The organism is Escherichia sp. WS1450, assembly GCF_046487395.1.
Classification (GTDB): Bacteria; Pseudomonadota; Gammaproteobacteria; order Enterobacterales; family Enterobacteriaceae; genus Escherichia; species Escherichia coli.
The window spans coordinates 1-12,341 of the sequence record NZ_JBJQJO010000010.1 but is presented as its reverse complement, the minus strand read 5'-3'; the positions used below and the strand labels follow the sequence as shown (position 1 = coordinate 12,341).

At 53.2% G+C, this 12,341-nt stretch carries 5 protein-coding genes and 1 pseudogene; 1 reads left to right on the top strand and 5 read right to left on the bottom strand.

Annotated elements, in window-relative coordinates; translation table 11 throughout:
- The 5 genes and pseudogenes from ACJHYR_RS13740 to gyrA all read right to left on the bottom strand — a co-directional run bounded on the left by ACJHYR_RS13740 (position 1) and on the right by gyrA (position 11,273).
- A complete protein-coding gene (locus ACJHYR_RS13740) occupies positions 1-1,650 on the bottom strand; it encodes a YfaQ family protein (RefSeq protein ID WP_059327970.1) in 1,650 nt (549 codons plus the stop codon).
- Positions 1,651-6,165 carry an alpha-2-macroglobulin family protein gene (locus ACJHYR_RS13735; protein ID WP_213057448.1) on the bottom strand — a complete coding sequence of 1,505 codons (4,515 nt, stop codon included), beginning with the start codon at positions 6,163-6,165 and terminating at the stop codon, positions 1,651-1,653. It abuts the gene before it with no gap.
- 23 nt (positions 6,166-6,188) lie between these two features.
- Complete coding sequence (locus tag ACJHYR_RS13730; RefSeq protein ID WP_001306478.1) at positions 6,189-6,812, bottom strand: DUF1175 domain-containing protein; 624 nt, start codon at positions 6,810-6,812, stop codon at positions 6,189-6,191.
- Positions 6,809-8,497, bottom strand: a pseudogene (locus ACJHYR_RS13725) (DUF2138 domain-containing protein). Before ACJHYR_RS13725 ends, ACJHYR_RS13730 begins: the two are co-directional and overlap by 4 nt.
- A gap of 148 nt (positions 8,498-8,645) precedes the next feature.
- Entirely contained in the window at positions 8,646-11,273 is a 2,628-nt protein-coding gene (gene gyrA / locus ACJHYR_RS13720; protein ID WP_001281251.1) for a DNA topoisomerase (ATP-hydrolyzing) subunit A, read from the bottom strand.
- Positions 11,274-11,419: 146 nt separating this feature from the next.
- On the opposite strand from gyrA, the gene ubiG reads away from it, so the two are divergent.
- Positions 11,420-12,142 carry a bifunctional 2-polyprenyl-6-hydroxyphenol methylase/3-demethylubiquinol 3-O-methyltransferase UbiG gene (ubiG, locus tag ACJHYR_RS13715; RefSeq protein ID WP_000990774.1) on the top strand — a complete coding sequence of 241 codons (723 nt, stop codon included), beginning with the start codon at positions 11,420-11,422 and terminating at the stop codon, positions 12,140-12,142.
- Positions 12,143-12,341: the final 199 nt, after the last annotated feature.

The window sequence follows — 12,341 nt, the reverse complement described above, 5'->3', positions numbered from 1 at the left end:
TTAGTCCATTAATAATTGTCGGGTCAGCGTTTCGATATAGTTCTCATCAAGCCCGGTGGGATAACCATCAAAGGCCAGGTGCAGATACTCATGGGTTAAATCCAGCCGATCCTGAAGCGTAAAGAAGTTACGAATAAACAGCCGTTTCTGCTGCCGATCGGTATAGGGGAAACCTGAGACTAAACGACAGACCGCAAACACGTCTGGTTCGTTGTACCCCGTCTCGCCTTGTAATATACGCCGCCACTGCGGCATTTTTTTCGCCAGCCAGGCTTTCGCTTTGGGTAATAACTGACAGGTTGAGCGTGGCGCTCCCCAGCGGCTAAGGCTGTTGTCGGGATAAGCAAACGCGAGTATCTGGTCGTAACGCTCCCCCTGCCCCGCCTGGGCCATGGCTTGCCGCCAGGAAAGCGTCCCTTCGGTAGCGCGACTGCCGTGATAATGAACCGGATCGCCCGCATAGATAAGATCCTGCGTCCAGGCGGTCATCGTTCGCGCCCCCGTGGTCGCTGGCGAAGCAGAAACACGCTGCGTGGCGCTACTGTCGGGGATGGTCAGGCAATCGCCTTCCCGATTGGCGTTTTGCTGTAAAAAAGTGCGAATCGCCACGGTCATGGCTTTCGCTGCCTCAGGGGGCGTACTTTTCGCCTCGCGATCCAGAACTCTGGCAACGTACTCTTCACGATCAAGATGCGACTGCAATTTCAGTTTGCCCTTTTCGCTCAGTAAGGTCGTCTCACCGTGGCTGACAAATGTAATGTGGTTACCATTGGCAAATGTCACACGATAGCGCCCATTAAGTACGCCGGGTTTTACTGCCGTCGTACTCTTTTCCGCTGTGATTTTCTTCAGCGGATAGCGGGCAAACAGCTCCACCTCTACACATTGCCCACTGGCAACCTGCGTCGGCACTGGCAAAACCCGATTAAGCACCGTCGCATAACGGGTTAGTACCGTTTTGCTGGTGCCACTGCCAGTAACCCACAGCGGTGTACCATCGGTTAACCAGCCGGCAAAACCACCCTGACGGATTTCCTGTTTATCATCGGCAAACCAGCTCCAGGTTTTCACCCGTACCCGACTACCGAGCATGGATGCGACACCGATTTTCGCCTCGTCCAGCACCACATCCAGTAAGACTTCCTGAGCTTTGTTTTGCGCGGGTAACGTCGCTAATGAATCAAGCAGTGATTTAACCGTTACCGAGGTTTCTGGCTTCAGCGTAGTAAGAGACGCTAACCACGCAGGTGCCTGACGCTGTTGCCAGTATTGCCCCCACACATCTGCGCTAATATGCAACCGCTGCGGCGCAAAATAGAGCCCACAGGAACGTACCAGCGCGGTATCGCGCGTTATGCTCTCCCCAGCCTGACAACAATAAACCTCTTCCGGGGAGTTTCCACGACACTGGTAGGGCTGCTCCGGTTGATGGGTATCCTCCAGCCAGGCGTAAACATACAGTTTCCACAAACTCCCTAACGGCGTGGTGAGAGTGTCAGGTAATGCTGAGACTTTGGTCACGCCTGATGACGACAGCTGATACAGTTGATCGTGCTGCGCACCGCGCAGCACGAGTTGTAACGGCGTCTCCTCCGCAAGCGTTGGCAGAGTAACCAACGCCAATAGCCAGACGATTCTGCGCCAGTTCACTTATTTCACCTGCATCCCGGTCCATTCACTCCCTGCCGCAACACTTTGCTGTGCAGGTACATAGGAACGCACATAACGAGCAGGAGGCAGAACGAATTGCCCTTTTTGCGAGAAGCGCAGCAAATGGCGGAAAGTGACCGTTCCCGTCAGTTCTTTCACCGGCACCATATAGGCCAGTTCGCCCATTTCATTTCGCGCTTTTTCCAGCAATTGCCCCTGCTGTTTCGCGGCGTTGGGTTTATTGACCGAAATGCCCCATGTTGTGCGCTCAACATTGGCTCCCGGCGGGAGCGGTACTTCCACCTGACCATAGCGCAGAACGGCATCCTGCTCGCTGGTAAGCGTGATTTCATCGAGATACAGCGCATCGCTGTCAATCTCATTGCTGGTCACCGGCTGCAGAGTAAAGCTCATCTCTTCTTCACCGGGGATAAGCCGATACAACTGGCGTTCAACGGTCATCGGAATGTTACTTTGTTGAGCCGTTTTTGCCGGTTCACGCCAGCGGACCTGCACATTTTGCGGCGATAATTCGTCACCAAAAGAGAGAATGTCCGGCACGCCCTGACCAACCCAACGCCAGTATTCGCCCCCTCCAGTTAACTTATGTTTGGCCCATGCGCCCGCAGGCGCAGGCAACACAACTGGAGGCATTGTCGCCATACATTTCGCCAGCCAGTTCATGGCCAGCGCGCGCTCAATAGTAGATTGCTCAGCGGTCAAACCACTTAAAATAGCAGCCGCCTGGGTAGCGTCGCCCCCGCTATTGAGCAGCACAACCGTGTGCGCCAGCGGCTGATTGCTGTTTGCCGCTTTATCCCACGCATATTGCTGAACCTGTGGCATCACCGTGGACTTCAACTGCGCTTTTTTCAGCAACGTCATGGTTAAGACGTTTGCCACCGCATCTGCTAGTGGAGATTCCGGTGTATCGAGGATCAGGCTGTCATTGATATCGCGGGTGTCTTCCTCAGAGAAATCTTCAGTTTTAGTTCCGCGCCGGGCGATAGCTTCATCCAACCCTTTCAACAACGTTTTGCACGGCAGATTCATCTCCTGTGCCCACGCCAGCACCAGCGCCCGATGCAATAACGGCATGTTATCTGCCTGCTCGGCATAACTGTCGAGCATATGCTGCCAGTATTCCGGTTGTTGCGTTACGACGAGCGCCTGGCTGGCCTGCCAGTCGGCGTACCATGCCCATGCCGTCAGGAAGGCGTCGCCATTGCCATCTTCCCCCCACCAGGTAAAGCGCGCACCGGGCCCCGCCAGTTGCATCAGCCGCAGACGGTTATCCTGAATCATCTGACGAATGTCGTTAGCGGCGGCACTTTGATGATCGGCAAGCGAACGCCAGGCGAGACTGAGCGGGATCAGACGGCTACCGGTGTTGATCACGCCACCCCACGGTTCATCGACTAACGCATCAAGATTGTTACGGAAAATCTCCTGCGGCGTTTCGCTACTTTGTAGCCGGATATTGCTCGCCTGCTCGGGCAACATCAGCGCGTTATCGCCACCGCCGAGCATGACGTTTTTCTGCTGTTCAACGGGCCAGCTGTTATCAACAAAAGACAGTTTTGTGCTAATGCTGTCCTGCACTTGCCCATTTTGTTGCAGTTCTGCGCTTAACAAGCCAGATTGCTGAATGTTCTGCGCCAACGAAATATAGTTCGCCCCCTTATGCAGGGTCAGCGTCTGGCGCATCTCGTCGCCTGCAAACTTAGTCACCAGCGCCACCGGTTCGTTATCCTGCTGACTGAAGATAAACAGTCCTGCCGCCGGTTTGTCGCCCATGCGATACACCGTTGGCATACTCCACTTCATGTAGAGATTTTTTTCCGAACGCAGATAAGCACGCCCCTGCCCGACCAGCCCGTCGCCGTTCATCCCACGCGCGGTGATACGCCAGCGGGTTAACGAATCAGGCATCAGGAACGTAAAATACGCTTTGCCTTGTTTATCGGTTGTGAGTGACGGCATCCATGCCGCGGTATCCACCTCTTCACGCCGTGGACGTTCAAGCATTTTTACTCGCCGCTCGCTGCGGTTGGTCGCGCCAGGCGCAACCGGCTCGCTGGAGAGCGCCTGGTCGTAGCTGATAAACGACAAACTGGAGCTGGTACGCACATTGTTACGCCCCAGCGGATAGAAAAATTTGCCGATATTCGGCGCGATTTCCGGTTGCAGCGCGTAGATCATTTCATCGACCACACCAACCGTTAGCTGCGCAGAAACAGGTTTACCTTTGAGCGACGAGGTTAATTCGACATTGACCAGTTCACCGGGCTGGTAATGGGTTTTGTCCGTTTTCACCCGGATATCCAGCTGGGGAACGGCAACTTTGATCCCGGCGTTCTGAAAACTGTACTGACCGTTACGGGTATACAGCACCGAAAAAGTGATATTAGGCGCAAAGGAATTGCTCACCGGTACGCGGGCTTCATACTGGGTATCGTTTAAACGTTGTAACGTCAGCCAGTTTGCCGGATGCGATAGCAGCGACTGCTGTTCAACGCGATCGCGTTCCAGCGTCAATAATGCTTCATCAATTGGCTCCGGGAAGGTAATCAGCATCTTCGCGGTTTCGCCAGGCTGGTACAGCGTTTTATCTGCCACGATATCTACCGTACCCGTATGCGCCGTGCTGCCCTTACCGCTAACTGCATGACTTAACCCGGCGAGAATTAAGCCGTCTTTATCGCGTAATGTCAGATTGTAGTTGCCAGGTTTATCGAAATTGACGGTAAAGGATTTGCCGCCTGACGGTAGCTCTCCGCTATGGCTCGTGCGGTCTTCGAGACGCAACCATTCATACGTAACAGGAACCTGTTTTGAAGATTCCAGCGCGGCATAACGGAACACAACCGACTCGCCGCTATTACTGTATTGTGCGGAGGTGCTTAGAGAGTAATGCGCCAGACCGCGTTCAATGAGGATCTCTTTGGTAGTAGTAACACGATATGCCGCGCCATCGCTGGCGGAGACGGTCAGTAAATAGCGGCTCGGTTTATCGGCGGCGGGAAGGTTTAACGCTACATTGCCTTTATCGTCAGAAACAGCGTCGCTACCTTCCAGCGACACCGGGAAACGTCCGGCATAACGCAAATCGTTACCAACCATCGAAAGTTGCTGAGCGCGCAAACTTAACTGCACGCTGGCATCTTTTACCGGTTCGCCATCCGGATAGAGTAGTTGCAGTTTGCCGCTGACCGCTTCGCCAGTTTTGAAATCTTTTTTGTCGAGGGCTAAGCCAATCTCAAAATGTGGTTTGATGTAGTTGGCTACGCGAAAACTGCTGCTATAGACCTGTTTGCGGTAAGCCAGGCGTAACTCATAACCTCCGGCGACGGCATTTTCTGGCAGGCGGAAACTCCCCTGCCCGCCATTACGCGCATCCAGCGTGACATTGATGGTTTGCAACAGACTGCCGTTGGCGTCCAGCACTGAAAGCTTCGCCGGGGCGCTGACGATGGGGGATGAATGCAACGGGTCGTGGAACTCGCGGCCCATCACTTTTACATCAACACGATCGCCTGCACGATACAGAGGGCGGTCGGTAAAGATATACAAGCGGGTGTTGTAGATTTCGCTTTCGTAGAAAAAATTCTCGGAGACAAAAACGCCGCCTTCAGCATCTTTACCCAGAATGTATGAACGTTCCGGCGATATATGTTGTAACTGCAAGGTACCGCTGTCATCGGTCACACCGCGGGTCATCACGCCAAGACCGTCAGTCCACAAGATCTCTGATCCCGGCTTCGCTTCACCCTGTTTTTTACCCGCGGTCCACACCAGGAGCTCGTTACCCGACACTTTGCTAAGCGCCACGGTATCAGAGACAAATACCACCGTCGTCGCCCGATATCCACCGACCATCGCCTCGACGAGGTACAGTCCCGGCTCTTGTTTGCCGAGAGGAATATAGATGTTACCCGGCTGCGGCGAGATGAAATTGCTGGATGCGCCTTCCAGTTTTACCCCTTGCTGCGGCTCGACCGGTTTAGCCTGCCATAGTGGGTAACGGAACTGTTCCACCAGTGGATATTTTTTCAGCGGTGAAAACTGGCTGTTCTGTACATAACGGGAAGGTTTAATAATGGCATTGCCGAGCTGTAATTCGGGTAACGCCTGAGTCACATTCTGCCGAGACTGAGAAGAAAAAGTACGCTGCATCACGCGGCGAGATTTGCCGTACCAGTTATCCCACAGCCAGGTCAGCGTATTGTTCAGCCCGTCGCCCAGATATTGCGGTTGCACCACAATGCGATGCAGATTTTTCTGCTGGCGCAAAAATGCCATCGGGTCAGGAATACGATACAGACGAACGTCCACACCGCCGTACTCTTCCATCTGATAGCGCCGATAATCACGCCCCGGCGCTTCCAGTCGCACTTTCGCCTCTTCACTGCTGCTAAAACTGCTGTCAGCGAGCAAAAAGAATGTTCCCCCGGCGGGCGGCGCATAGTTGCTGGAAGGAAGCGAATCATCAGCATTAGCAAGCCCTGTTCCCACAAGAGACAGGGACAAGCACGCTGCTATCGCGCCAGAAAATTTAAACGATAAATGCCAATGAAATTGGGATTGGAATCGTTGGGTATCCATCGGGTGTCCTTCCATGTCATAAGTTGTTGCAGACTGACTGCGCGCATTCCGTTGTCAGTTTTCGTGGCGCTTCCGGTGTGGTAGATGACGTAACGCCCCATCCAGACCATTAAGTGCTGGGCATCGCCCTGATCGAAAAAAATCATATCGCCAGGCAGCGCCTGGTTTATGTCCTGGCCAATAAACTGGCTGTTGTACTGAATCAAATTAATCGCGGTCACGTAGGGGCCGGTTTTCCCGTTCCCCTGATTCCAGTTTTGCGCCAGTTGACGCTGTTCAGGTGTTAGCGTCATTTCAGGCGGCAAATACTGACTTGCTATACCGTTACTTTTTAGCCATTTGCTGTCGTGAATTTTCAGCGCCTCGTTCGCCGCAAATCGCACCAGGCCCGCACAATCCTGCTGATACCAGCGTGGGCTTGGCCCCTGGCGGAGTTGTTCCTGTGCAATGCGTACAAACCACGCGCGAAACAGCCCGGATTGTTCGACATTCAGCATTTCGCTATGGGCAACAACACAACACAGCCAGCAAATCAGCGCCAGCAGCCCGTGCCTCATAGCGGCTGCCAGGTTATGGGTAGCCACTGCCAGGCGGCACCGGGTTCCATCTGGGCCAGCTTCATGACATAACGCGGTTGTTGAGATAAAGCGTCCAGCTTAGGCATTAATAAAGTTTGTGCGGCGTTATAAAAAACCGGTTCGAGATTCTTCGGCAGACTGGTCAACGTTTCGTTACGCAGCAGTTTCGCCACGCCTTGTGGATTGATATAGAGCGGAACGATGCCATCAGTGGGTATTACATCCACCATTGCCGGGCGGGTTTTATTCAGTGTTTGCAGGGCGTTATTAACCAGTGTGTCATCGAGGGAGAAAAGCAGCGTTTTGTTTTGCATCGCCAGCGACACGCGGAAAAAATAATCCGACATTAATTGATCGGGTTGCGCCGCCTGTGTTTTCGGATACTGACCGTATCGGGAACTCACTTCGCGACGCCAGATTTGCGCTTCGCCCTGCTGAGTCTGGTTTACCGGCAAAACACCTTCTGGCGCTTTGCTTTCGTGCGCACCAATATTTTGCGTAAACAGTTTCCCAGGCAGTTGTGCCTGTTCGGCTGAGCCATCAAATTGACCAACAAATAACGGGGTTTGTAATTTTGAGTCTTCATACCAGCACAGCCCGGCTGCACCATCTAACGCCCCGTTCAGCTTGTCGTTTTCCTGGCTGATGTGCGAAAGCATCTCTTCGGCAATACCATGCGAATACGGCACCGCCACACAGAAGCTGGCCCCGGCAGGCATACTGTTCCATACCGGCGTAAAATCGAAACTGGCATCTACGCTGGCGGATTCATCATTTAACGCCACAAAGCTATGCCAGCCGTCGTTGCTCATTTCGAAGCGTACGCCAGCAAAAGAAGGCATTAATCGCTGGTAGCCAAACCCCAGCAACCTGGCGCTGACCACGATGCGCTGGCGTACTGGCGTTTTTTCAGCAGCACGCTCTTCCAGGCCAAAGCTGGCTTGCCAGCGTTTTTTACCGCTCAACAAATCACTTGCGATCGCCGTGGCTTCGGTATCCTGCTGGTCATCTTTAAACAGCATATCCGTGCTGGAAAATACCAACATCTTGTCCTGATAAGTCGCGAACATCAGGGCGTTATTGCCGTTATAGCGCAACTGATAAACCGGGATGGTTTCACTATTTAGCTTAATACTACTGATTTCCGTTTTGCTTAACTGGCTGTCGCTGGTAGCGGCAAACAACAATGGCTCCAGCAGTTTGCTTAAACCACTGCGCTGGATCAGCACCATCTAATGTGAAAGATGGCCTTGTTTATCGTGCCATAGCGCCGCCTGCGCGGGCTGATCTAAGAGTGAAGAAAAGAGCTTATCTTTCAGCGTGAGATCGTGTTCATAGACAATGCGGCGAATGCTGCCTTCAATGCCCAGACGATCGGCATGATTCTGATAATAGAAAACGAAATCTTCACTCAGAACATCGTGGAGAAACGGAATGGTAAGGAGATCTTTGGGAAGCTGGCTCAGAGAGTCGCTGTCGAGAAAGAGGTCCGGCTCATTGAGATCGATTTGCAGATTGTTGTGCACCACCAGCGGCGACAACGTTTTTTCTGGCCCACTGCCAGCATATTGCAACGCCCAGACGCCAGCGGAAAGCAGTGCTATTGCGCCAAAACCTACAAGACCATAGAACCGCCAGCCTTTCGCCTTTTTTTCACCACTCATTGCCACATTCCTTGTGTATAGCCAGCCATTTTTTACGAGCACAGCAAAACTTTACCGCGCCCTAATACGACAAAAGCCCAGACTTTGCAGCCTGGACTTTTCAATTCAAACAAGGGAGATAGCTCCCTTTTGGCATGAAGAAGTAAAATTATTCTTCTTCTGGCTCGTCGTCAACGTCCACTTCCGGAGCGATTTCATCGTCCCCTTCCGCGGCACTGCCGTCGATGGTATCCAGATCTTCCTCGTCAACCGGTTCAGCAACACGTTGCAGACCCACTACGTTTTCATCTTCCGCAGTACGGATGAGGATCACGCCCTGGGTGTTACGGCCCACGATGCTGATTTCCGAAACGCGAGTACGTACCAGCGTACCGGCATCGGTGATCATCATGATCTGGTCGCAGTCATCTACCTGCACCGCGCCAACCACTAAACCGTTACGTTCGGTAACCTTGATGGAGATAACCCCTTTCGTCGCACGCGACTTAGTCGGGTATTCCGCCACTGCGGTACGTTTACCATAACCGTTCTGCGTTGCGGTGAGGATTGCGCCATCGCCACGAGGCACGATCAGAGAGACGACTTTATCGCCTTCGCCTAAACGAATACCGCGAACACCGGTGGTGTTGCAGCCCATCGCACGGACAGAAGACTCTTTAAAGCGCACCACTTTACCTTCGGCGGAGAACAGCATTACTTCGTCTTCGCCGCTGGTCAGGTCAACGCCGATCAGCTCATCGCCTTCAACCAGTTTGATCGCCACTTTACCGGCGGTACGCAGACGGTTGAATTCGGTGAGGACGGTTTTCTTCACAGTACCGTTAGCGGTCGCCATGAAGACTTTCACGCCTTCTTCAAACTCGGTCACCGGCAGGATCGCGGTGATACGTTCGTCCTGCTCCAGCGGCAGCAGGTTGACAATCGGACGACCGCGCGCGCCACGAGTGGCTTCCGGCAACTGATAGACTTTCATCGAATAGACGCGACCACGGCTGGAGAAGCACAGAATATGGTCGTGGGTGTTCGCCACCAGCAGTCGGTCAATAAAGTCTTCTTCTTTAATACGTGCGGCAGATTTGCCTTTCCCGCCACGACGCTGCGCTTCGTATTCAGAAAGCGGCTGATACTTCACGTAGCCCTGGTGAGAGAGCGTCACAACCACATCTTCCTGAGTGATCAGATCTTCCAGGTTGATGTCTGCGCTGTTGGCGGTGATTTCAGTGCGACGTTTGTCACCGAACTGTTCACGAACCAGTTCCAGCTCTTCGCGGATCACTTCCATCAGACGATCGGCACTGCCAAGAATACGCAGCAGTTCTGCGATCTGATCCAGCAGCTCTTTGTATTCGTCGAGCAGTTTTTCATGCTCAAGACCGGTCAGTTTCTGCAGACGCAGATCCAGAATTGCCTGGGCTTGCTGTTCGGTCAGATAGTACAGACCATCGCGCACGCCGAACTCTGGCTCCAGCCATTCCGGACGCGCAGCATCGTCGCCAGCACGTTCCAGCATCGCGGCAACGTTGCCCAGCTGCCACGGATTAGCCACCAGCGCAGTTTTCGCTTCTGCAGGCGTCGGCGCATGACGGATCAGTTCGATGATCGGGTCGATGTTCGCCAGCGCCACGGCTAATGCTTCAAGGATATGAGCACGATCGCGAGCTTTACGCAGTTCGAAAATAGTACGACGGGTCACCACTTCACGGCGGTGACGAACAAACGCCGCGATGATGTCTTTCAGGTTCATGATCTTCGGCTGACCATGGTGCAATGCCACCATGTTGATACCGAAAGAAACCTGCAACTGGGTCTGGGAGTAGAGGTTGTTAAGCACAACTTCACCAACCGCATCGCGTTTCACTTCAATCACGATGCGCATACCGTCTTTGTCAGACTCGTCACGCAGCGCGCTGATGCCTTCCACGCGTTTTTCTTTTACCAGTTCCGCAATCTTCTCGATCAGGCGCGCTTTGTTCACCTGATACGGAATTTCATGGACGATAATGGTTTCACGTCCGGTTTTGGCGTCAACTTCCACTTCAGCACGGGCGCGGATATATACCTTGCCGCGACCGGTACGGTAAGCTTCTTCAATACCGCGACGACCGTTAATGATTGCCGCCGTCGGGAAGTCCGGCCCCGGGATGTGTTCCATCAGCCCTTCAATGCTGATGTCTTCATCATCGATATACGCCAGACAACCGTTGATGACTTCCGTCAGGTTGTGCGGCGGGATGTTGGTTGCCATACCTACGGCGATACCGGAAGAGCCGTTCACCAGCAGGTTAGGAATTTTGGTTGGCATGACGTCGGGAATTTTTTCCGTGCCGTCATAGTTATCAACGAAATCGACCGTCTCTTTTTCGAGATCGGCCATCAGTTCATGGGCAATTTTCGCCAGACGGATTTCCGTATAACGCATTGCCGCCGCAGAGTCGCCGTCGATGGAACCGAAGTTACCCTGACCGTCTACCAGCATGTAACGCAGCGAGAATGGCTGCGCCATACGGACGATCGTGTCATAAACCGCCGAGTCACCATGGGGATGGTATTTACCGATTACGTCACCAACGACACGGGCAGATTTTTTATAGGCTTTGTTCCAGTCATTGCCTAGTACGTTCATGGCGTAAAGTACGCGACGGTGTACCGGCTTCAGGCCATCTCGGACATCTGGCAGCGCACGGCCAACAATGACCGACATCGCATAATCCAGATAGGAGCTCTTCAGCTCTTCCTCAATGTTGACCGGTGTAATTTCTCTCGCAAGGTCGCTCATCTAACCGCTATCCCTCTACTGTATCCCGGATTCAAAGGTCGCAAATTATAACACAGCCGCGCAGTTTGAGGTAAACCTATACGCTTTATTCACATCCAATGCCTGATATACTCGTTTGTCTTGCCAATTACGGAGTAGAAGTGCCAATGAATGCCGAAAAATCGCCGGTAAACCATAACGTAGACCACGAAGAGATCGCTAAATTTGAAGCTGTCGCCTCCCGCTGGTGGGATCTTGAAGGTGAGTTCAAACCGCTGCACCGCATTAACCCGCTGCGTCTGGGCTATATTGCCGAGCGTGCTGGCGGTTTATTTGGCAAAAAGGTGCTCGATGTCGGTTGTGGCGGCGGCATTCTGGCCGAGAGTATGGCGCGCGAAGGCGCGACGGTGACCGGTCTGGATATGGGCTTTGAGCCATTGCAGGTGGCAAAGTTGCACGCGCTGGAAAGTGGCATTCAGGTAGAGTACGTGCAGGAAACCGTGGAAGAGCACGCGGCAAAACATGCCGGGCAGTATGATGTGGTGACCTGCATGGAGATGCTGGAGCACGTTCCCGATCCGCAGTCAGTGGTTAGAGCCTGTGCGCAACTGGTGAAACCGGGCGGCGATGTTTTTTTCTCGACGCTTAACCGCAACGGCAAGTCGTGGCTGATGGCGGTGGTTGGTGCTGAATATATTTTGCGCATGGTGCCCAAAGGCACGCACGACGTGAAGAAATTTATAAAACCGGCAGAACTGCTGGGCTGGGTGGATCAGACAAGCCTCAAAGAGCGTCATATGACCGGGCTGCATTATAACCCGATCACTAATTCCTTTAAGCTCGGCCCCGGCGTGGACGTGAACTATATGCTGCACACGCAGAATAAGTGAGGTTGTTGTTTTGCCGCGCCAATGCCTGATGCGACGCTTGCCGCGTCTTATCAGGCCTACAAATGCTCCCGTAGGCCAGATAAGGCGTTTTGAACTGAACCCCAAAACCTGGACAGTTTCAGTTAACCGGCTTTTTGATGCTCAGTCCGGTATTCTACCGGACTGAGTCCCCCAAGACTGAGTTTTATTCTTTTTTGAT